This window comes from Mycobacterium conspicuum (genome assembly GCF_010730195.1).
GTDB classification, from domain to species: domain Bacteria; phylum Actinomycetota; class Actinomycetes; order Mycobacteriales; family Mycobacteriaceae; genus Mycobacterium; species Mycobacterium conspicuum.
In genome coordinates, this window is the sequence record NZ_AP022613.1 from 5,250,040 (window position 1) to 5,276,476 (window position 26,437).

General features: G+C 66.5%; 31 protein-coding genes. 12 read left to right on the forward strand and 19 right to left on the reverse strand.

Translation table 11 applies throughout. The annotated features are described in order from the left end of the window. From G6N66_RS24075 to G6N66_RS24085, 3 genes are read left to right on the forward strand one after another with little or no spacing between them, the layout of a single operon-like run. Complete coding sequence (locus G6N66_RS24075; protein ID WP_085234799.1) at window positions 1-1,065, forward strand: thiolase domain-containing protein; 1,065 nt, start codon at window positions 1-3, stop codon at window positions 1,063-1,065. Beyond that, on the forward strand, window positions 1,065-2,252 hold the full coding sequence (locus tag G6N66_RS24080; protein WP_085234800.1) for a thiolase domain-containing protein: 1,188 nt from the start codon (window positions 1,065-1,067) through the stop codon (window positions 2,250-2,252). The genes G6N66_RS24075 and G6N66_RS24080 overlap by 1 nt, the downstream gene beginning before the upstream one ends. Continuing rightward, window positions 2,249-2,650 (forward strand): nuclear transport factor 2 family protein, encoded by a 402-nt coding sequence (locus tag G6N66_RS24085; RefSeq protein ID WP_085234801.1) that lies wholly within the window; start codon window positions 2,249-2,251, stop codon window positions 2,648-2,650. Before G6N66_RS24080 ends, G6N66_RS24085 begins: the two co-directional genes overlap by 4 nt. A gap of 87 nt (window positions 2,651-2,737) precedes the next feature. On the opposite strand, the gene G6N66_RS24090 is transcribed toward G6N66_RS24085, so the two are convergent. From G6N66_RS24090 to G6N66_RS24100, 3 genes are all read right to left on the reverse strand, one after another. Continuing rightward, window positions 2,738-3,130, reverse strand: coding sequence for a type II toxin-antitoxin system VapC family toxin (locus G6N66_RS24090; RefSeq protein ID WP_263988257.1), 393 nt, complete (start codon window positions 3,128-3,130; stop codon window positions 2,738-2,740). Next, window positions 3,115-3,363 carry a type II toxin-antitoxin system Phd/YefM family antitoxin gene (locus tag G6N66_RS24095; protein WP_085234803.1) on the reverse strand — a complete coding sequence of 83 codons (249 nt, stop codon included), beginning with the start codon at window positions 3,361-3,363 and terminating at the stop codon, window positions 3,115-3,117. The genes G6N66_RS24090 and G6N66_RS24095 overlap by 16 nt, the downstream gene beginning before the upstream one ends. 157 nt (window positions 3,364-3,520) lie before the next feature. Beyond that, window positions 3,521-4,045 (reverse strand): gamma carbonic anhydrase family protein, encoded by a 525-nt coding sequence (locus G6N66_RS24100; RefSeq protein ID WP_085234804.1) that lies wholly within the window; start codon window positions 4,043-4,045, stop codon window positions 3,521-3,523. 119 nt (window positions 4,046-4,164) lie between these two features. On the opposite strand from G6N66_RS24100, the gene G6N66_RS24105 reads away from it, so the two are divergent. Beyond that, complete coding sequence (locus tag G6N66_RS24105) at window positions 4,165-5,334, forward strand: Rieske 2Fe-2S domain-containing protein (RefSeq protein ID WP_085234805.1); 1,170 nt, start codon at window positions 4,165-4,167, stop codon at window positions 5,332-5,334. Between the two features lie 5 nt (window positions 5,335-5,339). Further along, window positions 5,340-5,789 (forward strand): hypothetical protein, encoded by a 450-nt coding sequence (locus G6N66_RS24110; RefSeq protein WP_085234806.1) that lies wholly within the window; start codon window positions 5,340-5,342, stop codon window positions 5,787-5,789. On the opposite strand, the gene G6N66_RS24115 is transcribed toward G6N66_RS24110, so the two are convergent. Beyond that, the gene (locus tag G6N66_RS24115) at window positions 5,762-6,349 is read right to left on the reverse strand and encodes a TetR/AcrR family transcriptional regulator (protein ID WP_232079406.1); all 588 of its coding nucleotides are present in this window, start codon (window positions 6,347-6,349) and stop codon (window positions 5,762-5,764) included. The two genes, G6N66_RS24110 and G6N66_RS24115, sit on opposite strands and share 28 nt — an antisense overlap. Window positions 6,350-6,447: 98 nt before the next feature. Between G6N66_RS24115 and G6N66_RS24120 the strand changes: the two genes are divergently transcribed. Further along, complete coding sequence (locus G6N66_RS24120) at window positions 6,448-6,738, forward strand: hypothetical protein (protein ID WP_232079407.1); 291 nt, start codon at window positions 6,448-6,450, stop codon at window positions 6,736-6,738. A gap of 1 nt (window position 6,739) precedes the next feature. Here G6N66_RS24120 and G6N66_RS24125 read toward each other — a convergent pair whose 3' ends face one another. From G6N66_RS24125 to G6N66_RS24155, 7 genes are all read right to left on the reverse strand, one after another. Then, entirely contained in the window at window positions 6,740-7,885 is a 1,146-nt protein-coding gene (locus G6N66_RS24125; protein ID WP_085234808.1) for a sulfotransferase family protein, read from the reverse strand. Further along, window positions 7,885-8,667, reverse strand: coding sequence for an SDR family oxidoreductase (locus G6N66_RS24130; RefSeq protein ID WP_085234809.1), 783 nt, complete (start codon window positions 8,665-8,667; stop codon window positions 7,885-7,887). Before G6N66_RS24130 ends, G6N66_RS24125 begins: the two co-directional genes overlap by 1 nt. Next, a complete protein-coding gene (locus G6N66_RS24135; protein ID WP_085234810.1) occupies window positions 8,664-9,791 on the reverse strand; it encodes a hypothetical protein in 1,128 nt (375 codons plus the stop codon). The genes G6N66_RS24130 and G6N66_RS24135 overlap by 4 nt, the downstream gene beginning before the upstream one ends. Window positions 9,792-9,886: 95 nt before the next feature. Then, a complete protein-coding gene (locus G6N66_RS24140) occupies window positions 9,887-10,174 on the reverse strand; it encodes a hypothetical protein (protein ID WP_085234811.1) in 288 nt (95 codons plus the stop codon). Between the two features lie 23 nt (window positions 10,175-10,197). Continuing rightward, window positions 10,198-11,253 carry a 4-hydroxy-2-oxovalerate aldolase gene (gene dmpG, locus G6N66_RS24145; RefSeq protein ID WP_085234812.1) on the reverse strand — a complete coding sequence of 352 codons (1,056 nt, stop codon included), beginning with the start codon at window positions 11,251-11,253 and terminating at the stop codon, window positions 10,198-10,200. Then, window positions 11,250-12,164, reverse strand: a complete 915-nt coding sequence (locus tag G6N66_RS24150; protein WP_085234813.1) for an acetaldehyde dehydrogenase (acetylating) — start codon at window positions 12,162-12,164, stop codon at window positions 11,250-11,252. Before G6N66_RS24150 ends, dmpG begins: the two co-directional genes overlap by 4 nt. A 50-nt stretch (window positions 12,165-12,214) precedes the next feature. Next, entirely contained in the window at window positions 12,215-13,000 is a 786-nt protein-coding gene (locus tag G6N66_RS24155; protein ID WP_085234814.1) for a 2-keto-4-pentenoate hydratase, read from the reverse strand. 73 nt (window positions 13,001-13,073) lie between these two features. Between G6N66_RS24155 and kstD the strand changes: the two genes are divergently transcribed. Then, window positions 13,074-14,756, forward strand: a complete 1,683-nt coding sequence (gene kstD / locus G6N66_RS24160) for a 3-oxosteroid 1-dehydrogenase (RefSeq protein ID WP_085234862.1) — start codon at window positions 13,074-13,076, stop codon at window positions 14,754-14,756. A 1-nt stretch (window position 14,757) separates the two neighbouring features. Next, on the forward strand, window positions 14,758-15,618 hold the full coding sequence (locus tag G6N66_RS24165) for a MaoC/PaaZ C-terminal domain-containing protein (RefSeq protein WP_085234815.1): 861 nt from the start codon (window positions 14,758-14,760) through the stop codon (window positions 15,616-15,618). Between the two features lie 115 nt (window positions 15,619-15,733). On the opposite strand, the gene G6N66_RS24170 is transcribed toward G6N66_RS24165, so the two are convergent. From G6N66_RS24170 to G6N66_RS24195, 6 genes are read right to left on the reverse strand one after another with little or no spacing between them, the layout of a single operon-like run. Then, window positions 15,734-16,915 carry a lipid-transfer protein gene (locus tag G6N66_RS24170; protein ID WP_085234816.1) on the reverse strand — a complete coding sequence of 394 codons (1,182 nt, stop codon included), beginning with the start codon at window positions 16,913-16,915 and terminating at the stop codon, window positions 15,734-15,736. Next, window positions 16,916-17,317, reverse strand: coding sequence for a MaoC family dehydratase (locus G6N66_RS24175; RefSeq protein ID WP_085234817.1), 402 nt, complete (start codon window positions 17,315-17,317; stop codon window positions 16,916-16,918). Further along, complete coding sequence (locus tag G6N66_RS24180; RefSeq protein WP_085234818.1) at window positions 17,314-18,264, reverse strand: bifunctional MaoC family dehydratase N-terminal/OB-fold nucleic acid binding domain-containing protein; 951 nt, start codon at window positions 18,262-18,264, stop codon at window positions 17,314-17,316. Before G6N66_RS24180 ends, G6N66_RS24175 begins: the two co-directional genes overlap by 4 nt. Continuing rightward, the gene (gene fadE29 / locus G6N66_RS24185; RefSeq protein WP_085234819.1) at window positions 18,261-19,424 is read right to left on the reverse strand and encodes an acyl-CoA dehydrogenase FadE29; all 1,164 of its coding nucleotides are present in this window, start codon (window positions 19,422-19,424) and stop codon (window positions 18,261-18,263) included. The genes G6N66_RS24180 and fadE29 overlap by 4 nt, the downstream gene beginning before the upstream one ends. After that, window positions 19,409-20,428 carry an acyl-CoA dehydrogenase family protein gene (locus G6N66_RS24190; RefSeq protein ID WP_085234820.1) on the reverse strand — a complete coding sequence of 340 codons (1,020 nt, stop codon included), beginning with the start codon at window positions 20,426-20,428 and terminating at the stop codon, window positions 19,409-19,411. The genes fadE29 and G6N66_RS24190 overlap by 16 nt, the downstream gene beginning before the upstream one ends. After that, complete coding sequence (locus G6N66_RS24195) at window positions 20,428-21,669, reverse strand: cytochrome P450 (RefSeq protein WP_085234821.1); 1,242 nt, start codon at window positions 21,667-21,669, stop codon at window positions 20,428-20,430. The genes G6N66_RS24190 and G6N66_RS24195 overlap by 1 nt, the downstream gene beginning before the upstream one ends. A gap of 132 nt (window positions 21,670-21,801) precedes the next feature. On the opposite strand from G6N66_RS24195, the gene G6N66_RS24200 reads away from it, so the two are divergent. The 3 genes from G6N66_RS24200 (at window position 21,802) to G6N66_RS24210 (ending at window position 23,807) form a co-directional block, all read left to right on the forward strand. After that, complete coding sequence (locus tag G6N66_RS24200) at window positions 21,802-22,962, forward strand: steroid 3-ketoacyl-CoA thiolase (protein WP_085234822.1); 1,161 nt, start codon at window positions 21,802-21,804, stop codon at window positions 22,960-22,962. 3 nt (window positions 22,963-22,965) lie between these two features. Continuing rightward, window positions 22,966-23,352, forward strand: a complete 387-nt coding sequence (locus G6N66_RS24205; protein ID WP_085234823.1) for a hypothetical protein — start codon at window positions 22,966-22,968, stop codon at window positions 23,350-23,352. Window positions 23,353-23,414: 62 nt separating this feature from the next. Continuing rightward, the gene (locus tag G6N66_RS24210; RefSeq protein ID WP_085234863.1) at window positions 23,415-23,807 is read left to right on the forward strand and encodes a nitroreductase family deazaflavin-dependent oxidoreductase; all 393 of its coding nucleotides are present in this window, start codon (window positions 23,415-23,417) and stop codon (window positions 23,805-23,807) included. A gap of 72 nt (window positions 23,808-23,879) precedes the next feature. On the opposite strand, the gene G6N66_RS24215 is transcribed toward G6N66_RS24210, so the two are convergent. After that, on the reverse strand, window positions 23,880-24,785 hold the full coding sequence (locus tag G6N66_RS24215; RefSeq protein WP_085234824.1) for an SDR family oxidoreductase: 906 nt from the start codon (window positions 24,783-24,785) through the stop codon (window positions 23,880-23,882). A gap of 14 nt (window positions 24,786-24,799) precedes the next feature. Next, window positions 24,800-25,558 (reverse strand): SDR family oxidoreductase, encoded by a 759-nt coding sequence (locus tag G6N66_RS24220; RefSeq protein ID WP_085234864.1) that lies wholly within the window; start codon window positions 25,556-25,558, stop codon window positions 24,800-24,802. 84 nt (window positions 25,559-25,642) lie between these two features. On the opposite strand from G6N66_RS24220, the gene echA20 reads away from it, so the two are divergent. Further along, window positions 25,643-26,410: a (7aS)-7a-methyl-1,5-dioxo-2,3,5,6,7,7a-hexahydro-1H-indene-carboxyl-CoA hydrolase gene (gene echA20, locus G6N66_RS24225; protein ID WP_085234825.1), complete on the forward strand. Its 768-nt coding sequence runs from the start codon at window positions 25,643-25,645 to the stop codon at window positions 26,408-26,410. Window positions 26,411-26,437 lie beyond the last annotated feature (27 nt).

Here is a 26,437-nt window from a genome sequence, read left to right on the forward strand (position 1 = left end):
ATGAGCGAACGCAATGTTGCGGTCGTCGGCTTCGCCCACGCCCCGCATGTCCGCCGCACCGACGGCACCACCAACGGGGTCGAGATGCTGATACCGTGCTTCGCCCAGCTGTACCAGGAGCTGGGCATCTCCCGGACCGACATTGGTTTCTGGTGTTCGGGCTCGTCGGATTACCTTGCGGGACGGGCGTTTTCGTTCATCTCGGCGATCGACTCGATCGGCGCGGTGCCGCCGATCAACGAATCGCACGTCGAGATGGACGCCGCGTGGGCCCTCTACGAGGCCTACATCAAGATCCTGACCGGTGAGGTCGACACCGCGCTGGTGTACGGCTTCGGCAAATCCTCGGCCGGGGTGCTGCGCCAGATCCTGTCGCGCCAAACCGATCCCTACACGGTCGCGCCGCTGTGGCCGGACTCGGTGTCGATGGCCGGGCTGCAGGCCCGCGTGGGCCTGGACTCCGGCAAGTGGACGGAGACGCAGATGGCCCGCGTCGCGTTCGATTCCTTCGCCAACGCGCGCCGAGTCGACTCGGTCGAGCCGCCGATCAACTTCGACGATCTGCTCGAACGGCCGTACTTCGCCGACCCGCTGCGGCGGCACGACATCGCACCGATCACCGACGGCGCCGCCGCCATCGTGCTCGCCGCCGACGACCGGGCCCGCGAGTTGCGCGAAAACCCGGCCTGGATCACCGGAATCGAGCACCGCATCGAAACCCCGGTGCTGGGAGCGCGCGACCTGACCGCTTCTGCCTCGACAACGGTGGCGACCAAGATAGCCACCGGCGGCAACACCGCAGACCTCGACGTTGCCGAGATCCACGCTCCGTTCACCCATCAGCACCTGATCATCGCGGAGGCCATCCGGATACCGGGCAAGACGGCCGTCAACCCGTCGGGAGGCGCGCTGGCGGCCAATCCGATGTTCACCGCGGGTCTCGAGCGCATCGGCTTTGCCGCACAACACATTTGGAACGGCTCCGCGCAGCGGGTGCTGGCGCACGCCACCAGCGGGCCTGCGCTGCAACAGAACCTGGTGGCGGTCATGGAAGGAAAAAACTAATGGCCGGTGCAGGAGCGCACCTCGCGGCGGTACTGGGTACCGGGCAGACCAAGTATGTAGCCAAGCGCAAGGACGTTTCGATGAACGGCCTGGTGCGCGAGGCGATCGACCGGGCGCTGGAAGACTCCGGTTCGACCTTCGACGACATCGACGCGGTCGTGGTCGGCAAGGCGCCGGACTTCTTCGAGGGTGTGATGATGCCGGAGCTGTTCATGGCCGACGCCATGGGCGCCACCGGCAAGCCGCTGATCCGCGTGCACACCGCCGGTTCGGTCGGCGGATCCACCGCAATCGTGGCGGCCAGCCTGGTGCAGTCGGGCAAGTACCGGCGAGTGCTGGCGATGGCCTGGGAGAAGCAGTCGGAATCAAATGCCATGTGGGCGTTGTCGATTCCCATCCCGTTCATCAAGCCCGTCGGCGCGGGCGCGGGGGGCTACTTCGCACCGCACGTGCGGTCGTACATCCGCCGTTCCGGCGCCCCGTTGAACATCGGCGCCATGGTCGCGGTCAAGGACCGGCTCAATGGCGCCCGCAACCCGCTGGCGCATCTGCAGCAGTCCGACATCACCGTCGAGAAGGTGATGGAGTCGCCCATGCTGTGGGACCCGATCCGCTACGACGAAACCTGCCCCTCCTCCGACGGCGCAGCCGCGATGGTGATCGGCAACGAGGAGGCCGCCGAAGCCCGGCTGGCACAAGGACATCCGGTGGCCTGGGTGCACGCCACCGCGCTGCGCACCGAGCCGCTGCAGTTCTCCGGGCGGGACCAAGTCAACCCGCAGGCAAGCCGCGACGCGGCCGCCGCGCTGTGGAAAGCGGCCGGCATCACCAGTCCCATCGACGAGATCGACGCCGCCGAGATCTACGTGCCGTTCTCGTGGTTTGAGCCAATGTGGTTGGAAAGCCTGGGATTTGCGCCCGAGGGCGAGGGCTGGAAGCTCACCGAGGCCGGCGAGACCAAGATCGGAGGACGGATCCCGGTCAACGCGTCCGGGGGTGTGCTCTCGTCGAACCCGATCGGCGCGTCGGGCCTGATCCGGTTCGCCGAGTCGGCTATTCAGGTGATGGGCAAGGGCGGCGACCATCAGGTCCCCGGCGCGCGAAAAGCGTTGGGGCACGCCTACGGCGGGGGCTCCCAGTACTACTCCATGTGGGTGGTCAGCTCCGACAAGCCGGTCAAGGCATGAATCTGGCCCACGAGGCCGGCCGCCGCTCGCGCGAGGCGGTCATCGCCCGGGACAAGGAAGCCTGGTTGGCGGTGTTCACCGACGACGCGATCGTCGAGGACCCCATCGGGCCGTCGGCGTTGGACCCCGAGGGCAAGGGCCACCGGGGCCGCGACGCGATATCGGCCTTCTGGGACAAGGCCATTGCCCCCACCGACAAGATCGAGTTCGTCTTCCGCGACACCTATCAATGCGGTCTTGAGGAAGCGAACGTCGGGCACATCCTCATCACGACGGGCGATTACCAGACCACCGCCGAGGGCGTGTTCACCTACAAAGCCAACGACGAGGGCAAGATGGTCGCGTTGCGTGCGTACTGGGAGATGGACCGCGCCGTCGCGAACACTCGGAAGGTCTAGCGCGCCCCGACAAGGTTCTACCCGCTTCGACGCCTTCGGTCATCCTGGATTGAAAAAACGCTGTGCCCTAGTCCTTTTCGATTGCGATCAGACCGGCACGACGTCCACCAGGTCGCCGAGGCCGTCAAAGTCGTGGGCGTTGCGGGTGTAAAGCCGTGCAGCGTGAGCGTGGGCGGTCGCAGCTATAAGCAGGTCCATTGACCGCGCGCGCGACTGACGTCCCACGTCAACGACGGCAGCCGCCACCTGGCCGTAGCTAGCTGCTACGGCGTCATCTACAGGTAGCGCGTCGAACTTACGCTGAGCGACCAGCAGGCGCCGCAGCCGCTCCGAGCGCACCTTTTGTTCGTGCGCCACCAGAACCCCGAAGTGCAGTTCGGCCAATGTGATTGCGCTGATAGCCAACTCGCCGTCAAGGGGCTCGACCTCCGTCGCAATGACCACACTGGTGTCTAAAACCGCTCTCACTGCTCTATCCACGGGTCGCGTATGTCCTGGGCGATCGACTCACGGTCGGCATTCCACGCGGGATCCGCGGGCCCGGCGAACAATTCGGACACCTCGGCCCACCTCCTCCAGGTTCGAGAAGCCGGAGGTGCAAGCCGGGCCGCCGGGCGGCCGGCCACGGTGATGGTGATCTCCTCCCCGTCCCCGGCGCGGCGCACCAGATCGGAGGCTTTCTGGCGAAGTTCGCGCAATCCAACCGTCGACATTTGACGATGGTAGCACCTGTATAACAGGTGCTACCATCGATCAGATTAATCGGGGCGCACCGACGGCGCACCCGGTCCCGGGTGCCGGTCCAACAGCAAAAGATCCCATGCTCATTTCGGACCGACACCCGCAGTCTCGCGCCTGACGCTCGCCTCGCTAGATCGGCTCCAGTCCGGCCAAATGCCGTTGCGCCAAGTCGCGGTAGGCGGCCGGATTGAGGTTGACCCACATTTCGGCGCCCGTTCCGGCCACCGGCCCCTTCACCTTGGCCGGCGAGCCGACCGCCAGCATCCCGGCCGGTATCTGGGTGCCGGCCAGCACCAACGACCCGGCCGCGATCAAACTGCGCGCCCCGATCACCGCTCCGTCGAGGACGGTGGCGTGGTTGGCGATCAGCGCCTCGGACCCGACGTGGACGCCGTGGATGACACACAGGTGCGCCACCGTGGCGCCGGGGCCGATATCCACCGGGATGCCCGGCGGCGCGTGCAACACCGATCCGTCCTGCACGTTGGCGCCTTCCCGCACCACGATCGGCCCGTAGTCGCCGCGCAGCACGGCGTTGAACCAAATCGATGCCCCGGCCTCGACCACCACGTCACCGATCAGCGTGGCGGTCGGGGCCACAAAGGCCGTGGGATCGATCCGCGGAGCCCGACCCTCGAAAGCAAACAGCGGCATCAATTACATATACCGCATCATGCATATACCGTGGCCAGCCCCGCTGTCATTGCGCTGGGTGGCCCAAAAACTGTAACGTGTTCTAGTTAGAGGTCCACTAGCTGGTTGGAGGCGAAGCTTTGAGTACCGACACCCACGAGACGGGAGCTGTCGGCATCCGGGAGATCGATCCCGGCGCCCTGCCGACGCGCTATGCCCGGGGCTGGCATTGCCTGGGCGTCGCGAACGAATTCCTGGACGGCAAACCGCATTCAATTCAGGCGTTCGGCACCAAACTGGTGGTGTTCGCCGACTCCCACGGCGACATCAAGGTCCTCGACGGCTACTGCCGGCACATGGGCGGCGACCTGTCGGAGGGCACCATCAAGGGCGACGAAGTCGCCTGCCCGTTCCACGACTGGCGCTGGGGCGGCGACGGCCGGTGCAAGCTGGTGCCCTACGCCAAGCGCACACCCAAGACCGCACGCACCCGGGCGTGGACGACCGACGTGCGCGGCGGCCTGCTGTTCGTCTGGCACGACCACGAAGGCAACCCCCCGGACCCCGCGGTGCGCATCCCCGACATTCCCGAGGCCGCCAGCGACGAATGGACCGACTGGCGGTGGAACCGGATCCTCATCGAGGGTTCCAACTGCCGCGACATCATCGACAACGTCACCGACATGGCGCACTTCTTCTACATCCACTTCGGGCTGCCGACGTACTTCAAGAACGTCTTCGAAGGCCACGTCGCCTCGCAGTACCTGCACAACGTGGGCCGGCCGGACGTCAACGACCTGGGCACCTCCTACGGTGAAGCGCACCTGGATTCCGAGGCGTCCTATTTCGGGCCGTCGTTCATGATCAACTGGCTGCACAACAGTTATGGCGGCTACAAGGCCGAGTCGATCCTAATCAACTGCCACTACCCGGTGACGCAGAACTCGTTCGTCCTGCAGTGGGGCGTGATCGTCGAAAAGCCCAAGGGCATGGACGAAGAGATGACCGACAAGCTGTCGACGGTGTTCACCGAGGGCGTCAGCAAGGGCTTTTTGCAGGACGTCGAGATCTGGAAGCACAAAACCCGCATCGACAATCCGTTGCTGGTCGAGGAGGACGGCGCCGTCTATCAGCTGCGCCGCTGGTATCAGCAGTTCTATGTCGACGTCGCCGACATCACTCCGGAGATGGTGGAGCGCTTCGAGATCGAGGTCGACACCACCCGCGCCAACGAGTACTGGAACGCCGAGGTCGCCGAAAACCTCAAGGCTCAAGAGCCTTCCGACGACGTGCCGGCCACGCAACGCTGACCGAGATGTCCGACGAGACGCCGGCGGTTCCCGACGTAGACCGGCTCGCCCGGTCGATGTTGTTGCTGCACGGCGATCATCACGATCATAGGAAGCGTCCGGACGACAGCGCCGACAACCCCGGATCTTGGTCGAAGTCAAGGGATTTCAGCGATGACCCGCAGCGCGCCGCAGCCGTCGCAGCAGCCTCGCGCGCCGACCGCGAGCGCTACCTCACCTCGGGACTGGAGCCGGTGGACTGCCGGTTCTGCCACGTCACGGTCGCCGTGCGGAGGCTGGGGCCGGGACATACCGCGGTGCAATGGAATGCCGACGCGTCGCGGCGGTGTGCCCACTTCGCCGAGGTGCGTGAGTCCGGCGGAGACCCGGCGCGAACCCGCTCGTGCCCGAGGCTGAGCGACAGCATCGAACACGCGGTGGCCGAAGGCTATTTGGAGCGCCCCGACGAAGATTGACCCAACTTCGTGATCGCCTCGAATGCCTCGAGGAACACCGCTCGGATGTCGTCGTCGCGCGCACTGGCCATCGGCTTCTTCCGCAGCAGCACACGCTGCACGCCGATACCTAACAGCAGTGCGGTGATCATGTCGGCTCGGATTCTGGCGTGGTCCGCCGTTATCCGCCTGGCGAGGTTGCGGGTGATGCCGGCGTCCAGTTGCGAATTCAGCCTGGCGACGACCGTCGGTTCCGAGCTGGAGCGCAGCAGCGCGAACAAGGGCGCATCGACATCCCGGCGGGCACCCAGGACGCGCGCGATCATCTGCTCCGCCACCGCATCGTCGGGGGCATCACGGATCTCATCGGTGTTCTCCGAAACGTCGGTAGCCGCAGCGAAAAGTTGTTGCTTGGAGCCGAAATAGCGGCGCACCAAAGTGACGTCTACCCCTGCTCGCGCCGCCACCTCGCGCAGCCCGACCGCGGTGTAACCATGGCCGAGAAACAGCTCACGGGCCGCCCCCAGCAGGCGGGATTTGGTGGCAGCGGCGTCGCGGCGGCGCTGCGGCACATCGGCCATCTCGCTCATGTCTACGACTGTAGACAATGCCGTGGCGGGCGCGCTAGGCTTGGGCATGTCTACAACTGTGGACATCATGTCGTTTTGCGGAGGTGCTCGTGACCGGAATCATGCTTGTCAAGCAGCGCGTCGCCGACGTCGAGCGGTGGAACATCGTATTCCGCGACCCAGAGCTCGACTCGATCCGGCGCCAACACGGGCTGGTCGTCACCGGTACGTACGTGGATGGAATTGATCCCGACACTGTCATTGTCGTCATGGACATGCAGGACATGGCAGCGGCAAGGCGGTTCGCGGCCTCCGCAGAGCTGGCGTCGGCGCGCGTACAAGCCGGTGCGATCGGATCTCCCGCCGGCGTGTGGTTCGGACCCGAACAGGTCGGCCGCTAGCTCACAGCCCGGCGAAGTGGTCTTTGACTGCCTCGGCAGTGAGCCCGTAGTCGGCCAGCGAGTACTGGTGCTTGGGCGCCCGAGCACCGGTCTGGCTCTCGGCGTGGCTGTCCTCCATAGCTTTTCGTGCCTCGTCGGTCAGCGGCATACCGAAGTGCCGGTAGACGCTGGCGACGGTCCCGAGCGGGTCGGCGATCAAATCGTGGTAGTCGACGTCGCAGAACTGGGCCGGGTCGTATTTGGCGCGCGCGGTGTTGAACAGCCGCAGGCCGCGCGACCAGGTTTCCATTGCGTCAGCACCGATCTGGGCGCCGTTGAATGTCGTCGACCAGCCCTCGGCGGTGTGCTGCGCCAACGAGCACATCGACGCCAGGATGGTTTCCACCGGCCGGTGGGTCTGTATTACCAGGGCATCGGGATAGGTTGCCATCAACGCATCCAACGCAAACAGATGGCTGGGATTCTTGAGCACCCAACGCTTTTCGACGTCGTTCAGGCCGATCAGCTGGAGGTTGCGGCGGTGCCGTTGGTAGGACGGCGTCCAGTCCTGCTCCGACAGCCAGCGCGAATAGGTGGGTAGGTGCGACAGTGTTTCGTAGGAAACCGAATGCAGCGACTGCCGCAGCAGCTGCCAGCACTCCTCCAGCTCGTAGGCGGCCATGAAATGCAGGCCGGTGTACTCCGGGTTCTCCGCGTGCGCCTTGTCGAACTGGGCGTTGAGCGCGCTGTACCACGGGTTGGAGTCCCAGGTGTCGCGGGGCGGACGCGGCTGGGGGAACTCGGCCAGCCACAGATGCAGGCCCTGGTGGGCCGGGTCCGCGCCCAGCAGGCGGTGCAAGATCGTGGTCCCGGTGCGCGGCAGCCCGGTGACGAAGATCGGCCGCTCGATGCCGACGTCGGCGTGCTGCGGGTACTGCTTCCACGCCGACTCGGAGAACAGCCTGGCCACCAGCGCGCCGCGCAGGAAGAACCGATTCATCTTGCTGCCCAATGGGGTTAGGGCGGCGTCACGCCGGTAGGAGTCCAGCAACACGCCCAGAGCTTCGCGGTAGTTGTCGTCGTCGACGCCGAAGTCGTCGAGCCCGCACAGCTTGGTCGCCGACGCTTGCAGGTCCTCGACGGTGCCGACGTCAGTACGATCAGGCATTACGTGTGGTACTCCCCGCAGTTGACATCCAGGCACTGCCCGGTGATGCCGCTGGACAGGTCACTGGCCATGAACAGGATCGCCGAGGCCACCTCGTCCTCGGTGGGCAGCCGCTTGAGGTCGGAGTTGGCCGCGGTGGCCGCGTAGATCTGGTCCGCCGAGGTGCCGTACTTGCCGGCCTGATGCTCGAAGTAGCCCTTGAGCGTCTCACCCCAGATGTAGCCGGGTGCAACGGAATTGACGCGGATACCCTTTTCGCCGAGCTCGGTGGCCAGCGACTGCGACATGGACAGCAGCGCCGACTTGGCCATCTTGTAGGCTCCGTACTTCGCCTGCGAATGGCGCAGCACCATGGAATTCACGTTGACGATCGATCCGTTCGCCTCTTCCAACGCCGGGGTGAAGGCCTGGATCAGCCGCAGCGCGCCGAGCGCGCTGAGTTCGATCGCATCCCGAATGTGCTGAAAGCTGGTTTGCGCCAACGGCTTCATCGATGGCACCCGGAACGCGTTGTTGATCAGCACGTCGACCTTGCCGTAGGCCTCCAGCGTGGCATCGACCAGATTGCTCACCTGGTCGTCCTCGGTGATATCGGTGCGCACCGTCGTCGCGCGCCCGCCGATGTCGGCGATCTGCTTGGCGACGTCGTCCAGGCGTTGCGGGGTACGGGCCGCCAGCACCAGATCGGCGCCCTCCCGCGTGCAGCGGTGCGCCAGCGTGGTGCCCAGACCGGGACCGACGCCGCTGATCACCACAACCTTGCCGTCCAGCAGTTTCGTCATCCCAGCATCCTCGCCTGAATTTGTTGTTGGCGCAACGCAATCCGCGTACGCCAGTCGTCCTCGGAGATCTTGTTGTGGTCGAAATACGGCAACTTGCCGGCCACCGCGTCCAGGTCGACCAGCTCGACCGTCGGACCGTCGGCGTCGGTGAGCTCGCGGGACACCCGCTGCCAGCGGAACTGCAGATAGCCACGTTTGTGGCCGAGGGTCTCGACCCAGTTGGTCACGCCCGGGTTCTGGTCGGCGACGACGATGCGGACCTTGCCGTCCGGATCCGCTTGCGCCTGAGTGTTGTTCAGCGAGGTCTGATGGTTGATGTAGTCCAGCGAGATGTACCACAGGCTACCGAGCTGGAAGCCGAGGTAGGGGGCATCGCTGACCGGGATGGTGATCAGCAGGGCTTGGTCTGGCCGCAGGTCCCAGTGCCCGACCGACGAGTACTGCGTGGCCAGCCCGCCCGGCGTCAGCCGCGGCGGCACCATGGTGTTGACGGGGAGATTGTCATAGAACCACTGCGGGAATTGCAGCCAGGTCTTGACCCGTTGCACGAGCTGCTTTCCCGCTGTCGCGTAACGCTTTTCGATCAGCGCACGGGTCAGCGGCGGCGGCGCCGTGCCGGCGGTGTCCGTGCGGGCGATGGCCAGCGTGCCGCGCTGCGCCGACCAGTCGCCGTAGACCTCGCGCATCACCAGCTGGCCATTGCTGGTCGGCCGCACCCGCCACTCGAAGCTGCCGTCGGGGGCGATGTCGAGCTCTCGGTCGTCGAACGCCGCCTGGCTGGCGGGCACGTTGTCGTCGGTGTACTCGCCGCCGAGCAGTTGGAAGCTCAGGTCGGTGGTGGTGCCGCGGCGGCCGGTGACCACGTACTCGTGGTTGGCGTGCACCCGGGTACCGAAGTAGAGGGTGTCGGGGTTGTCCAGGCCCATCTTGGTGAACGGTCCGGTGCCCGACTGCAGGAATGGATGGTCGCGGTCGTAGTCGAAGGCGAGATGCTGGCACGCGGCGATGCAGCCGCCCAGGTATTGCAGCCCTTCGAGCAGGTCGGCTTCGGTCTCGATAAACGGTGCGGCCGCGACGAGTTTCTCGGCTTCCGCGATCGCCTCGACAAAAGGATCAGATAGCACGCCTAGACGCTAGAACGTGTTCTACTTTTTCGTCAATGGCGAACATTTCCGCGTGTCGCCGACGGCGTCCGGAGACTTCAGAGGCTAGGCGTGCGCTACGGCGCGCACTGCTGCGACAGGTCGATGAGGTGCTGCCGCACATCGGGATGCCGATTCAGGTACCCGATGACATCGGGGCCGCCACCTTCTGCCTCAGACCTGTTCTGTAGCTGCTGGTGCAGGTCGGGATGCCGTTGCAAATACTGGTCGATCGATTGACCCACGGTCTGATTGCACTGCGGAGCCGCACCGGCCGTCGCCGCCATGGGCAGCGCGATCACCGTCGCGGCGGCGGCAGCAAGCAACCCGCCGGCGAGCAGGCGTGTCTTGGATGTCGCGGTCATGCGCGCCAGCCTACGCGCGCTAGCTATGCGTGGGCTGTGGCGTTTTCCCGCTCCCGCTTGATCTCCAGCGCGATGTCGATCAGCTGATCCTCCTGGCCGCCGATCAGTTTGCGCTGGCCGGCGCGGTGCAGCAGCTCGTGGGCCGGGACGCCGTACCGCTCGCCCTGGCGGACGGCGTGCTTGAGGAAGCTGGAGTACACCCCGGAGTAGCCCATGATGAGCGCGTTGCGGTCCAGCAGGCATTCGGCCGGCATGGCCGGGCGCACCACGTCCTCGGCGGCGTCGGCGATGTCGAAGAAGTCGATGCCGGTCTTGACGCCGATCTTGTCGAACACCCCGATCAGGGCCTCCACCGGCGCGTTGCCCGCACCGGCACCGAAGCGCCGGACGCTGCCGTCGATCTGCTTGGCGCCCGCGCGCACCGCCTCCACCGAGTTGGCCACCCCCAGCCCGAGGTTCTCATGCCCGTGGAAGCCGACCTGGGCGTCTTCGCCGAGCTCGGCGACCAGGGCCGACACCCGGTCGGCCACCCCGTCGAGCACCAGCGCGCCGGCGGAGTCGACGACGTAGACGCACTGGCAGCCGGCGTCGGCCATGATGCGGGCCTGCGCGGCCAGCTTCTCCGGCGGGATGGTGTGGGCCATCATCAAGAACCCGACGGTCTCCAGGCCCAGCTCGCGGGCCAGGCCGAAGTGCTGGATCGACACGTCGGCCTCGGTGCAGTGGGTGGCGATGCGGCAGATCGACCCGCCGTTGTCCTGGGCTTCCTTGATGTCCTCCTTGGTGCCCACGCCCGGCAGCATGAGGAACGCGATCTTGGCCTCTTTGACCGTCTCGGCCGCGAGCTTGATCAGCTCCTGCTCGGGGGTCTTGGAGAAGCCGTAGTTGAAGCTTGAGCCGCCCAGGCCGTCGCCGTGCGTCACCTCGATCACCGGCACGCCGGCGGCGTCGAGCGCGGTGACGATCGCGTGCACCTCGTCCTTGGTGAACTGGTGCCGCTTGTGGTGCGACCCGTCGCGCAGCGACGTGTCGGTCATCCGCACGTCCCAAACCGGGTTGAAGAAAATGTCGGTGGTCATCGTGCACCTCCTGTGACCGCCAGTGTTTCTTTGGCGATCTCCTCGCCAACCTTGGTGGCCGCCGCCGTCATGATGTCGAGATTGCCGGCGTAGGGCGGCAGGTAGTCGCCGGCCCCCTCGACCTCGACGAATGTCGTCACCACGTGGTTGCCGCCGTTGACCACCGACGGCTCGTCGAACTGCGGCTCGTTGAGCAGGCGGTAGCCCGGCACGTAGGTCTGCACCTCGGCGACCACATCGTGGATGGACTTGGCGATCGCGTCGTGGTCGGCGTCGTCGGGGATGGCGCAGAAGATGGTGTCGCGCATGATCATCGGCGGGTCGGCGGGGTTGAGGATGATGATCGCCTTGCCCCGCTTGGCGCCGCCGATGGTCTCCACGCCCCGACTGGTGGTCTTGGTGAATTCGTCGATGTTGGCCCGGGTGCCGGGGCCCGCTGAAACCGAAGCGACGGAGGCGACGATTTCCGCGTAGGGCACCTGCACGACGCGGCTGACCGCGTACACGATCGGGATGGTGGCCTGGCCGCCGCAGGTGATCATGTTGACGTTCGGCGCGTCCAGGTGCTGGCGCAGGTTTGCCGGAGGGATCACCGCCGGGCCGACCGCGGCCGGGGTCAAGTCGACGGCCCTGATCCCGGCGGCCTCGTATTTCGGCGCCGCGTCGCGGTGCACGTAGGCGCTGGTCGCCTCGAACACCAGGTCCGGCTTTTCCGGCTGCGCCAGCAGCCAGTCGACGCCTTCGTGGGTGGTCTCCAGCCCCAGCTTGCGGGCCCGCGCCAGGCCCTCGCTGTCCGGGTCGATGCCGACCATCCAGCGCGGCTCCAGCCAGTCCGATCGCAGCAGCTTGTAGAGGAGGTCGGTGCTGATGTTGCCCGACCCGACAATGGCGACGCTTGCCTTCGACGGCATGATGCTCCTTTTTGAAGCTTTAAAGCGACTGATTCAAAAGTAATCCGAGCTTATTCAAACGACAAATGAACAGAACCCAGGCCCGTGAATTCGGCGACGAAATCGTCTCCGGGGCGGGCGTCGATCGCTCGCGTGCACGATCCGGGCAACACGACGTCACCCTTTTTCAGCCGCACGCCAAAGCTTTCCACCTTGCGGGCCAACCACGCGACGGCGGTCACCGGATTGCCCAGCACGGCGTCGCTGCGGCCCTCGGCGATCACCTCACCGTTGCGGGTCAGCACCGCGTCGATCGCCTTGACGTCGATATCGGCGGGTGACACCCGCGCCTTGCCCAGCACGAACCCCGCCGACGAGGCGTTGTCGGCGATGGTGTCGCACAGCGCGATCTTCCAGTCGGTGATCCGGGTGTCGATCAACTCGATCGACGGCACGAGCGCCTCGGTGGCGGCCAGCACGTCGTCCTCGGTGCAATCGGCGCCCGGCAGGTCGGCGGCGAGGATGAAGCCGACCTCCACCTCGACCCGGGGGTACAGGTAGCGGGCGGCCTTGACCGGGGTGTCCTCGAAGACCTGCATTTCGTCGAGGAGGTGGCCGTAGTCGGGCTCGTCGACGCCCATCATCTGCTGCATGGCCTTGCTCGACAGGCCCACCTTGTGCCCCACGACTCGGGCGCCCTCGGCCACCCGCTGCCGGATGTTGATCAGCTGGATCTCGTAGGCGTCGACGACGTCGATATCGGGATGGCCGGACGTCAGCGGGGTGATCGGCTCACGGCTCCGCTCGGCCTGCGCCAGGTCGGCGGCCAGCTCGTCGCGGGTGGCGATACTAAGCATCTTGCCGAATTCCCCTCGTTCGTTTGACCGGGCCGGTAGCGGCCGGGCCGGGCAATTCTATAACGTGTTCTACATGACAGCACAGGAGTACGACGTCGTCGTGGTCGGAAGCGGCGGCGCCGGCATGGTGGCTGCCCTGACCGCCGCGCATCGCGGCCTCTCGACCTTAGTCATCGAGAAGGCCGCGCACTTCGGTGGCTCGACCGCGCGCTCGGGCGGCGGCGTCTGGATTCCCAACAATGAGGTGTTGCAGCGCGACGGAGTGAAGGACACCGCGGAGGCCGCCCGCACCTACCTGCACGGCATCATCGGCGACATCGGAGACCCGGAGCGCATCGACACCTACCTCGAGCGTGGGCCCGAGATGCTGTCGTTCGTGCTCAAGAACACGCCGCTGAGGATGTGCTGGGTGCCGCGCTACTCCGACTACTACCCCGAAGCGCCAGGCGGTCGCGCCGAAGGCCGCTCCATCGAGCCTCGACCGTTCAACGCGCGCAAGCTCGGAGCCGACGAAGCCGGACTCGAGCCCCCCTACGGCAAGGTGCCGCTCAATGTGGTTGTGATGCAACAGGACTACGTGCGGCTGAACCTGCTCAGGCGGCACCCGCGGGGCTTGCTGCGCAGCGCGAAGGTCGCCGCCCGCACCATGTGGGCCAAGGTGACCGGGCAGAACCTCGTCGGTATGGGCCGTGCCTTGATCGCGCCGCTGCGGATCGGGCTGCAGCGCGCCGGGGTTCCGGTGCAGCTCAACACCGCTTTGACCGATCTTTTTGTCGAGGACGGCGTGGTCCGGGGGGTGTACGTCCGGGACACCTCCGGGGCGGAATCGGCCGAGCCGCGGCTGATCCGGGCCCGGCGCGGCGTGATCCTCGCTTCGGGCGGCTTCGAGCACAACGAGCAGATGCGGGTCAAATACCAGCGTGCCCCCATCACCACCGAGTGGACGGTCGGCGCCAAGGCCAATACCGGTGACGGCATCGTCGCCGGCGAAAAGCTCGGTGCCGCGCTGGATTTGATGGAAGACGCCTGGTGGGGTCCGACGGTGCCGCTGGTGGGTGCGCCATGGTTCGCGCTGTCGGAACGCAACTCACCCGGGTCGATCATCGTCAACATGTCCGGCAAACGGTTCATGAACGAATCGATGCCGTACGTCGAAGCGTGTCACCACATGTACGGCGGGGAACACGGCCAGGGACCCGGGCCGGGCGAGAACATCCCCGCGTGGCTGGTGTTCGACCAGCAATACCGCGACCGCTACATCTTTGCGGGACTGCAAGCCGGACAACGTATTCCGCGCAAGTGGATGGACTCGGGCGTGATCGTGGTGGCCGATACCCTGGAGGAGCTGGCCGGCAAGGCCGGCCTTCCGGCGGACGAGCTGGTCGCCACCGTCGAGCGCTTCAACGGCTTTGCGCGTTCCGGCGTCGACTCCGACTTCCACCGCGGGGAAAGCGCCTACGACAAGTACTACGGCGACCCGACCAACAAGCCCAATCCCAACCTGGGTGAGATCAGCCATCCGCCCTACTACGCCGCCAAGATGGTGCCCGGTGATCTGGGCACCAAGGGCGGCATCCGCACCGACGTCCACGCGCGCGCGCTGCGCGACGACGGCAGCATCATCGAAGGTCTTTACGCCGCAGGGAATGTCAGCGCCCCGGTGATGGGACACACCTATCCCGGTCCGGGCGGCACCATCGGGCCGGCGATGACGTTCGGTTACCTGGCCGCGCTGCACATAGCCGGAGGACGCTGAAATGCCGATCGATGTAGACGTTGCTCTGGCCGCGGAGCTGGACCCGATCGATTTCTCGTGGACCAGCAGCGACATCCAGCTCTACCACCTGGGGTTGGGCGCGGGCGCGGATCCGATGGACCCCCGCGAGCTGCGCTACCTGATCGACAAGACCCCTCAGGTGCTGCCGACCTTCGGCAACGTGGCCGCGTCGTTCCACATGACCGAACCGCCGACCGTGCGGTTTCCCGGCATCGACATCGAGCTGGGCAAGGTGTTGCACGCTTCCGAGCGGGTGGAAGTGCCTGCGCCGCTGCCGCCTTCGGGGTCGGCTCGAGCCGTGACCCGGTTCACCGACATTTGGGACAAGGGCAAGGCCGCGGTGATCTGGAGCGAGACGACAGTTTCCGCGCCCGACGGCACGCTGCTGTGGACGCAGAAGCGGTCGATCTTCGCCCGCGGCGAGGGCGGTTTCGGCGGGGAGCGTGGGCCGTCATCCTCGGATGCCGCGCCCGAACGGAAGCCCGATCTTGAGCTGGCGATGCCGCTGCTGCCGCAGCAGGCGCTGCTGTACCGGCTGTGCGGTGACCGCAACCCGCTGCACTCCGATCCCGAATTCGCCGCTGCCGCAGGCTTTCCCCAGCCCATTCTGCACGGGCTGTGCACCTACGGCATGACCTGCAAGGCCATCACCGACGCGCTGCTCGACGGCGATGCATCGGCGGTGGCCGCCTACGGCGCGCGGTTTTCCGGCGTTGCGTATCCCGGCGAGACGTTGCAAGTCAACGTGTGGAAAGAGGACGGGCGTTTCGTGGGTGGCGTGGTCGCGCCGGCGCGCGACAGCGCCGTCGTGCTGAGCGGGGTGGAGCTGGTGCCGGCGTAGCCGGTTGTCCCAACCGTCACACCAGCACCGTCAGGGAACCATGACCCTGTTGTAAAACTTGATGGCGCATGCGATATCGACGTCTCGATGTCGGCACTATCTCCTCGCGGAGAGGCTAACCGAGAATCAACCCGGACGTCGGCACGCCCGTGCCCGCCGTGACGAGCACGTGCTCGACGTCGGGCACCGGGTTCACCGAGGTGCCGCGCAGTTGCCGGACACCTTCGGCGATGCCGTTCATGCCGTGGATGTAGGCCTCGCCGAGTTGACCACCGTGCGTGTTGATCGGAAGTCGTCCGCCCACCTCGATCGCGCCGTTGGCGATGAAGTTCTTGGCCTCACCCTTGCCGCAGAATCCCAACTCCTCCAACTGAATCAGCGTAAAGGGGGTGAAGTGGTCATACAGGATGGCGGTCTGGATGTCAGCAGGCGAAAGACCCGACTGCGCCCAAAGCTGGTTACCGACAACGCCCATTTCGGGCAGGCCCAGTTCCGGACGGTAATAACTGACCATCGTGTACTGATCGGGGCTGGCGCCCTGCGCCGCCGCCTCGATCACGGCCGGCCGCTGCTTGAGGTCGCGCGCGCGTTCCACCGACGTCACCACCAGGGCCACCGCGCCGTCGGTCTCCTGACAGCAGTCCAGCAACCGCAGCGGCTCGGCGATCCACCGCGAATTCTGGTGGTCCTCAATGGTTATCGGCTTTTCGTAGAAGTAGGCCTTCGGGTTCTTCGCGGCGTGCTTGCGATCGGCCACCGAGACCGCACCGAAGTCGCGGCTGGTGGCGCCGGACCAGTGCATGTACCGCTGCGCGATCATGGCGACCTGCGCCGCGGGCGTGGACAGCCCGTGCGGATACGAGAAGGAGTTGTCGGCCGTCGTCGAATCGGCGGACACGTCGGCGCTTCCCACCAGACGCCGCTGCACCTGGCCGAAGCGCATCCCCGACCGCTCGTTGAACGCACGGTAGGCCACCACAACGTCGGCCAGTCCGGTAGCGATGGCCGCCGCGGCGTGCGCGATCGTCCCGCACGCGGCACCGCCGCCGTAGTGGATCTGGGAGAAGAACTTCAGGTCCCCGATGCCGGTGGCACGGGCGACGGCGATCTCGTTGTTGGTGTCCATCGTGAACGTGGTGAGGCCGTCGACGTCCGACGGCGAAAGGCCCGCGTCGTCGAGCGCGTCGAGCACGGCCTCGGCCGCCAGCCGCAACTCGCTTCGGCCGGAATCCTTCGAAAAGTCGGTGGCACCGATGCCGACGATGGCGGCTCGGCCATTTAGCGAACCCGGTGGCATCTAAGCGTCCCCGATCGTGAGCGTGGCGTTCGCGATGACGTGGTCTCCAAGGCTGTTGCGGCCAAACACCTTTACCGTGATCAGCCCGTCCTCGACCGCGGTCACCTCACCGGAGAAAGTGATCGTGTCGTAGGCGTACCACGGCACCCCTAGCCGCAGCCCGATCGATTTGATCACTGCCGTCGGCCCGGCCCAGTCGGTCAGGAAGCGCTGCACCAATCCGGTGTCGGTGAGGATGTTGACGAAGATGTCCTTGGATCCCTTGGCCTGCGCCAGATCCCGATCGTGGTGCACGTCCTGGAAATCGCGGGTGGCGATGGCTGTCGAGATGATGAAGGTGGGGGTGCCTTCGATCTTGAGTTCGGGCAGCGTGGTGCCCACTTCGATGGCGGGTGCGCTCATGCTTGGGGCTCCCATGCGTACAGGGTCCATGCCGGTCCGGACTCGCCGGCGGGAAAGTCGATATAGGTTGTGCGGACGGGCATCCCGATCTTGACCTCGGCGGGGTCTACCCCGCGCAGCTCGCCCAGCATGCGGACGCCTTCCTCGAGTTCCACCAATGCGATGACGAACGGCAGCGTGCGGCCGGGCACCTTGGGCGCGTGGTGCACCACAAAGCTGTACACGGTGCCCGTGCCAGCGGCCACCACGTAGTCGATCGGTTGCTCTTTGTCTTGCCATACCGCCGGCACCGGCGGGTGCTGCAGGCTGCCGTCGGGCCGCCGCTGGATGCGCAGCTCGTGCGCCTTGACGCCCTCCCAGAAGAATGCGGTGTCGCGTGACACCGCCGGACGCATCATGGCGTCGGGATCCAGGTCTTCCGGCACGGAAGCGGCGCCAGAAGCCTCGCGGGGCTTGAACTTCAGTATGCGCCAGGCCATCTCGGCGACGTCCTCGTCGCCGACGCGCCAGGTGATGTGTTGGTTGATGAACCAGCCCTCACCGAGCGCGGTCTGCTTGGGGCCGACGACGTCGCGCATCTCGGAGTGGACGGTCACCTGCTCACCGGGCCGCAGATACCGATGGTAGGTCTGCTCGCAGTTGGTGGCGACCACTCCGACATACCCGGCGCCGTCGAACAGCTCCATCATCGGCCCCATGGGATCGTCGGTCGGACGCTCCCCGCCGAGGCCGAACATCGTCCACACCTGAATCATGGCCGGTGGTGCCACGATTCCGGGGTGACCGGCGGCCCGCGCCGCGGCGTCGTCGACGTAAATCGGGTTGCTGTCGCCGAGGGCTTCCACCCAATTCTTGATTGTCGGCAGGTTCACCGGATCGCGCGCGTCGCGCGGTGCGGCGACGACGGTGGCGGTGATCTCGTCGATCGCCTTGCGGATGTCCGTCATCGCGGCACCCTCGGCACCTTGAGGCCGGCCGCGGCGATCATCTCGCGCATGACCTCGTTCACGCCGCCGCCGAACGTGATCACCAGGTTGCGCTTGGTCTGCGAATCCAGCCACTCGAGCAGCTCCGCGGTTTCCGCGTCGGCCGGGTTGCCGTACTTGCCGACGACTTCCTCGGCGAGCCGGCCGATGTACTGAACACGCTCGGTACCAAAGACTTTGGTCGACGCGGCGTCGGCCACGTTGATGTCCTCGCCGGCGGCGGCCACCTGCCAGTTCAGCAATTCGTTGATCCGCCACATCGCGTAGATCTCGCCGAGCGCGCGTTTGACGTCGTCGTGATCGATCGGAGTGACGCCGTCAGCTCCCGGCTTCGACGCCCATGCGTGCAGCCGGTCGTAGATACCTGCGGTGCGGCCGGCCGGGCCGAGCATTACCCGCTCGTTGTTCAGCTGGGTGGTGATCAGCCGCCACCCGCCGTTCTCCTCGCCCACCAGCATGTCGGCCGGCACCCGGACGTCGTTGTAGTAGGTGGCGTTGGTGTGGTGGGCACCGTCGGACAGGATGATCGGCGTCCACGAGTAGCCGGGATCCTTAGTGTCGACGATCAGGATCGAAATGCCCTTGTGCTTCACCGCTTCCGGGTCGGTGCGGCAGGCCAGCCAGATGTAGTCGGCGTCGTGGGCGCCGGTGGTGAAAATCTTCTGGCCGTTGACGATGTACTCGTCGCCCTGCCGGACGGCGGTGGTCCGCAGCGACGCCAGGTCGGTGCCGGCCTCCGGCTCGGTGTAGCCGATGGCGAAGTGCACCTCGCCGGCCAGGATCGCGGGCAGGAACTTCTTCTTCTGCATCTCGCTGCCGAACTGCTGCAGTGTCGGCCCCACGGTCTGCAGGGTGACGGCGGGCAGCGGCACGTCGGCGCGATGCGCCTCGTTGACGAAGATCGACTGTTCGATCGGACCAAAGCCCAGACCGCCGAACTCTTTTGGCCAGCCGACGCCGAGCTTGCCGTCCCGGCCCATCCGCCGGATCACCGCGCGGTACGCGGCGTTGTGCCGGTCTTCTCCCATCGCCTTCATCTCGTCGGCCGAGATGAGGTTCGAAAAGTACTGCCGCAGTTCGGCTTGCAGCTGCCGTTGCTCCGGAGTTAGTTCGATGAACATTGCGCTCCAACCAAATCGAGACGATGCGATGGCCCGCCCAGCAGCCTGGTCAGGTCTTTGATCGTGGAGTAATACCGGTGCATCGGGTACGTGATGTCCATGCCCATGCCGCCGTGCAGGTGGTGGCACAGCTGCATCACCGGCGGCGCCTGAGAGGCGATCCAGTACCCGAGGACATCCAGGTCGCTGTCGGCATCGCGCCCTTCAGCCAGCCGCCAGACCACCGACTTGGCCGCCAAATCGATTGTGCGCGAGGCGATGTACACCTCGGCCAGTTGAGCCGCGACGGTCTGGAAGGTCGATAGCGGTTTGCCGAACTGCTTGCGGTTGGCCACGTAGTCGGCGGTCAGGCGAAGCGCCCCGGCCACCAGCCCGTCGGTGAACGCGCCGATCGCGGCCAACGCCAGCTGGTTGACCCGATGCGGCTCCGCGCCCGCCAGCACGTCGGAATCGGGAACCGCCACACCGTCGAACGTCACCGTGTACTCGTCCGACCCGTTCGACGTCGGCGTCCGGACCGCGCGCACGCCGTCGGCTTTCGACGACACCACGACGACCGCGCTGTCGGCCGTCACGATGAGCCAGTCGGCCTGTTCGGCGTATGCCACACCGACTTTCGTGCCCGACAGCCGTCCGCCGGCGAAGGTGGTGGCGGGCCGGTCCGGCAGCGCCGCGCCGGGTTCGTTGAGGGCGGCCGTCACCACCCCGCCCTTGGGAACCGAAGCCAGGAACCGGTCCTGCTGTTCGTCGGAGGCCAGGTCGACCAGCGGCACCACGCCGAAGCCCAGTGTCGCCAGCGCCGGCGTGATGGCGCCGTGGCGGCCAATTTCGGTCAGCACGGTGGCGACCTCCGGCAGACCCACGCCGTCACCGCCGAGGCGCTCCGACACCGGTAGCGCCGTCACCCCTCCGCTGACGAGCGCCTCCCAGGTCAAATCCCGTTCCAGCACGGACGTAACGACGTCGGCGACGGCCTGCTGCGTCGCGGTGAGATCGAAATCCATCAGGAGACGTTCCCCGAGTAGTCGACCTGCCAATGCTTGATGCCGTTGAGCCAGCCCGACCGCAGCCGCTCGGGCTCGCCGATCGGCTTGAGGTCCGGCATGTGATCGGCGACCGCGTTGAAGATGAGGTTGATGGTCATGCGGGCCAGGTTCGCGCCGATGCAGTAGTGGGCGCCGGTGCCGCCGAAGCCGACGTGCGGATTCGGGTCGCGCAGGATGTTGAAGGTGTGCGGGTCGTCGAAGACGTCTTCGTCGAAGTTGGCCGAGCGGTAGGACATCACCACCCGCTGCCCCTTCTTGATCAGGACGCCGCCCAATTCGACGTCCTCGTTGGCGGTGCGCTGGAAGGCCGAAACCGGTGTGGCCCAACGGATAATCTCGTCGGCCGCGGTCGACGGGCGCTCCTTCTTGAACAGTTCCCATTGATCGGGGTTGTTCGCGAAGGCGATCATGCCGTGGGTGATCGAGTTGCGGGTGGTCTCGTTGCCGGCCACCGCGAGCATGACCACGAAGAAGCCGAACTCGTCGTCGGAGAGTTTCTCGCCGTCGATGTCGGCCTGCACCAGCGCGGTGACGATGTCGTCGGTGGGGTTCTCGTTGCGTTCGGCGGCCATCCCCATGGCGTAGGTGATCAGTTCCAACGACGTCTGGGCGGGATCGACGTCGGCGTACTCGGGGTCGGTGCCACCCGTCATCTCGTTGGACCAGCGGAAGAGCTTGTCGCGGTCCTCCTGCGGCACGCCGAGCAGGCCCGCGATGGCTTGCAGCGGCAGCTCGCAGGAGACCTGTTCGACGAAGTCACCGGAGCCCTCCGCCGCCGCGGCCTTGGCGATGTTCTGCGCGCGTTGGGACAGTTCATCCTCGAGGCGCCCGATGGCCCGCGGCGTGAACCCGCGGGAGATGATCTTGCGCAGCCGGGTGTGGTGCGGTGCGTCCATATTCAACATGACGCTGCGCTGCAGTTCGACCTGCTCGCGCTTCATCTCCGGCGGCCAGGTCGGGATCGCGCCGTTCAGCCAGCTGGAGAAGACGTCGCTGCGGCGCGATATCTCCTTGACGTCCGCGTGCTTGGTGGCGATCCAGTAGCCCTTGTCCTCGAAGCCCCCCGTGCCGCCCGGGATATCGACCCAGTGAATAGGCTCCGACTTACGCAGCTCCGCGAGCTCCGCGACGGGCAGCCCAGCGAGGTTGACATCCGGGTCCAGGAAATCGAAGTCGGCGGGAATGTTGGGGGGTGCCATGCGGGGTACGCTCCTTTTGCAACACTAACTGCAACGTGTTCTAGTGCCAGTAAAACATGGCTCCTGCGCAGATAAAAGGCAGGTCACCATCCTCGCTTGTCAGAGTAATGGAACGTGTTCTAGCCTGACGGGATGGGTAACCCGGTAATCGTTGAAGCCACTCGCAGCCCCATCGGCAAGCGCAATGGCTTGTTGTCAGGCCTGCACGCGACGGAGCTGTTGGGCGGGGTGCAAAGAGCACTGGTGAACAAAGCCGGCATCGACGCCGGTGATGTCGAGCAGTTGATCGGCGGCTGCGTGACGCAGTTCGCCGAGCAATCCAACAACGTCACCCGCACCTCGTGGCTGACCGCGGGTTTGCCCGAGCAGGTCGGCGCCACCACCGTCGACTGCCAGTGCGGCAGCGGCCAGCAGGCCAACCATCTGATCGCCGGGCTGATCGCGATCGGCGCGATCGACGTCGGCATCGCCTGCGGCGTCGAGGCGATGAGCCGGGTGGGGCTGGGCGCCAACGCCGGTCCGGACCGCAACTGGCGCGCCGAGTCGTGGGACATCGACCTGCCCGACCAGTTCACCGCCGCCGAGCGGATCGCCAAGCGCCGCGGCATCACCCGCGAAGACATCGACAACTGGGGCTTCGAGTCCCAGCTGCGCGCCAAGCGGGCCTGGGACGAGGGTCGCTTCGACCGGGAAATCTCACCGATCGAGGCGCCCGTGCTCGACGAGCAGAAGCAGCCCACCAGCGACCGGCACATGGTGTCCCGCGACCAGGGCCTGCGCGACACCACCGTCGTGGGGCTGAGCCAGCTCAAGCCGGTGATCGAGGGCGGCATCCACACCGCCGGGACGTCGTCGCAGATCTCCGACGGCGCGGCCGCGGTGCTGTGGATGGACGAGGACAAGGCCAAGGCGCTCGGGCTGCGGCCGCGGGCCCGGATCGTCAGCCAGGCCCTGGTGGGGGCCGAGCCCTACTACCACCTGGACGGCCCCGTGCAGTCGACGGCCAAGGTGCTGGAGAAGGCCGGCATGAAGATGGGCGACATCGACCTCACCGAGATCAACGAGGCGTTCGCGTCGGTGGTGCTGTCCTGGGCCCGCGTGCACGAGCCCGACCTGGCCACGGTGAACGTCAACGGCGGCGCGATCGCGCTGGGTCATCCGGTGGGGTGCACCGGCAGCCGGCTGATCACCACCGCGCTGCACGAGCTGGAGCGCACCGACCAGAGCACGGCGCTGATCACCATGTGCGCCGGCGGGGCCCTGTCGACCGGCACGATCATCGAGCGCATCTGAGCGTTGATCGTCTCCGACGAGAGCCGCATCGCGGCGGCGCAGGCGTACATCGACGCCCTGGTCAGCCACGACGGTGACGCCGTTCCGTTCGCGCCCGGGTGCACCCGCATCGAGCAGGGCTTTAAGAATGGCTTCTCCGGGAATCATTTGCGGCGCAGCCTGAATCGCGGGCCGCAGTACCGGCTGCTGGCCGAGACGACAGCGCCGGACTTCCGCGTTGACGGCGACGAGGTGCATGCGGCCTACGACGTGCTGACCAGGGCCGCGTTCGCCGGCCGTCGGGTCGGTGGGCGGGTGCGGGAGACGTTCGTGATCCCCGCCGAAAGCCCGAGCGGGCAAGCAGAAATCCATCACATCAGGGTCCGGTTTCATCCGTTCATCCAGAGCTGAGGCAAGTCGTGGAAAAACCAAAGTCTCTCAACTCACCCGTCGTCGGCTTCTTCATCAAGTGGATGTCGAAGGGCAACGCCTGGATCTACAAGCGCAGCAACGGAAAGCTCGGCGGCGTCTTCCAGAAGAGCCCGGTCGCGCTGCTGACCACGACCGGCCGCAAGACCGGTGAACCGCGGGTGAGCCCGTTGCTCTACCTGCGCGACGGCGACCGCGTCATTCTGGTCGCCTCCCAGGGCGGCCGCGACAAGCACCCGCTGTGGTACCTCAACCTCAAGGCCAATCCCCAAGTGACAGTGCAGATTAAGGACGAGGTGCTGAATTTGCGGGCGCGCGATGCCACCCCCGAGGAGAAGGCGGAGTACTGGCCCAAGCTGGTGGCCATGTATCCGAACTTCGACGACTACCAGTCCTGGACCGACCGGGTGATCCCCGTCGTCATCTGCGAGCGCTGACGGTTCGCCCAGCGTGAACTGACGGCGAGAAAATCGCGAAAATCTCGCCGTGAGTTCACGTTCGGCGCAAGGCTAGGCCCCGTAGACCGGAACCGGCGTCCGCGCCTTGGCCAGCAGGTCGGCGACGACCGGACCCAGCTCGGCCGGGTCCCACCGGGCGCCCTTGTCGACCTGCGGGCCGTGCGCCCAGCCCTCGGCGACCCGGATCTTGCCGCCCTCGACCTCGAACACCTGCCCGGTGACGTCGCGCGACTCGGCGCTGCCCAGCCAAACCACCAGGGGTGAAACGTTTTCGGGCGCCATGGCGTCGAAGTCGTCGTCCTGCGTCGCCATCATCTCGGCGAAGACCGTTTCGGTCATGCGGGTGCGCGCCGACGGCGCGATGGCGTTGACCGTGACGCCGTAGCGGCCCATCTCGGCGGCGGCGACCAGCGTCATCGCCGCGATGCCGGCCTTGGCGGCGCTGTAGTTGCCCTGCCCGACGCTGCCCTGCAGGCCCGCGCCGGAACTGGTGTTGATGATCCGCGCGTCAACGTCTTTGCCTTCCTTGGAGAGCCCGCGCCAGTACGACGCGGCGTGGCGCATCGTGGCGAAGTGGCCCTTGAGGTGCACGGCGATGACGGCGTCGAACTCTTCCTCGCTGGTGTTGGCCATCATCCGGTCGCGCACGATGCCCGCGTTGTTCACCAAAACGTCGAGGCCGCCGAACGTTTCGACGGCGGTCTGGATCAGGCCGGCGGCCTGGTTCCAGTCGGCGATGTTGGCCCCGTTGGCGATGGCTTCGCCTCCGGCCGCGGTGATTTCGTCGACGACGCCCTGTGCCGCGCTGCCGCCACCCGCCGGTGAGCCGTCCAGCCCCACACCGATGTCGTTGACCACGACGCGAGCGCCTTCCGCCGCAAACGCCAGCGCGTGCGCTCTCCCGATTCCGCCGCCCGCTCCGGTGACGATGACGACACGGCCGTCAACCAGCCCCATGTTTGGTGTCTCCTCTACTTGATCGCACTCGCGTTGGTGGTGGCCAGATAGTGCGGCGGCTCGCCGCCACCGTGTACCTCTAACGAGGCGCCGCTGATGTACGACGCCGCGTCCGAGGCCAAAAACGCTGCGGCCCAACCGACATCCTCCGGCTTGGCCATCCGGCCCAGGGGTACGTTCTTGGAGATCGCGGCGATCGACGCGGCGTCGCCGTAGAACAGGTCGGCCTGTTCGGTCTCGACCATTCCGACCACGCAGGCGTTCACCCGAACCTTGGGCCCCCATTCCACCGCCAGCGTCTGCGTGAGGCTCTCCAGGCCGGCCTTGGCCGCTCCGTACGCGCCGGTGCCCGGCGACGGGCGCCGGCCGGACAGGCTGCAGATGTTGACGATCGACCCGCCGGTGGGCTGGGCCTGCATCTTGTCGTTGGCGCACTGCGAAACCAGCAGCGCGCCAATGAGATTGAGCTCGATGATCTTGCGGTTGAACTTCGGGCTGGACTCCGCGGTCAGCACATACGGCGACCCGCCGGCGTTGTTGACGACGACGTCGAGCCGGCCGTGCGTGTCGGCGATCGCGTCGATCAAGGACGCGACGGCCTCTTCGTCGCGGACGTCGCAGGAGTGGAATTCGTAGGGCAGCCCCTCGACCGCGCGGCGCGCGCAAGTCACCACCGTCGCGCCCTGGGCGGCGAAGACCGAGCTGATGCCTGCACCTACTCCTCTGACACCGCCAGTGACCAGAACCACCCGCCCGGCCAGGCCGAGGCTGATACCGCCGGCTGCTTCGGGTCGAGTCACTGTGCTAGCGTACCAAGCAAGTGCTTGCTTAGGTAACTGACCCCAGCAGGAAGTGCCATGCCGATCACATCTACCAGCACGGAGCCGGGCATCGTCGCGGTCACCGTCGACTACCCGCCCGTCAACGCCATCCCGTCACGCGGCTGGTTCGAGCTTGCCGACGCCATCACGGCCGCCGGTGCCGAGCAGACCACCCACGCGGTGATCCTGCGCGCCGAGGGCCGCGGCTTCAACGCCGGGGTGGACATCAAGGAGATGCAGCGCACTCAAGCTTCCCAGGGATACACCGCACTCATCGACGCCAACCGCGGCTGCTTCGCCGCCTTCCGCGCGGTCTACGAGTGCGCCGTCCCGGTGATCGCGGCGGTCAACGGCTTCTGCGTGGGCGGCGGCATCGGGCTGGTCGGCAACGCCGACGTCATCGTCGCCTCCGACGACGCCACCTTCGGGCTGCCCGAGGTGGAGCGCGGCGCGCTGGGCGCGGCAACCCATTTGTCTCGGCTGGTCCCGCAGCACATGATGCGGCGGCTGTTCTTCACCGCCGCCACGGTCGACGCCGCCACCCTGCACCACTTCGGCTCGGTGCACGAGGTGGTGCCCCGGGATGAGCTGGACGAGGCCGCATTGCGGGTCGCCCGCGACATCGCCGCCAAGGACACCCGGGTCATCCGGGCCGCCAAGGAAGCGCTGAATTTCATCGACGTGCAGCGGGTCAACTCGAGTTACCGCATGGAGCAAGGGTTTACCTTCGAGCTCAACCTCGCCGGGGTGTCCGACGAGCACCGCGATGCGTTCGCCGGCACGACGAAGGGCGAGAAGTCGTAGCCGCCAGCGACGATGCAGAACGAAGTG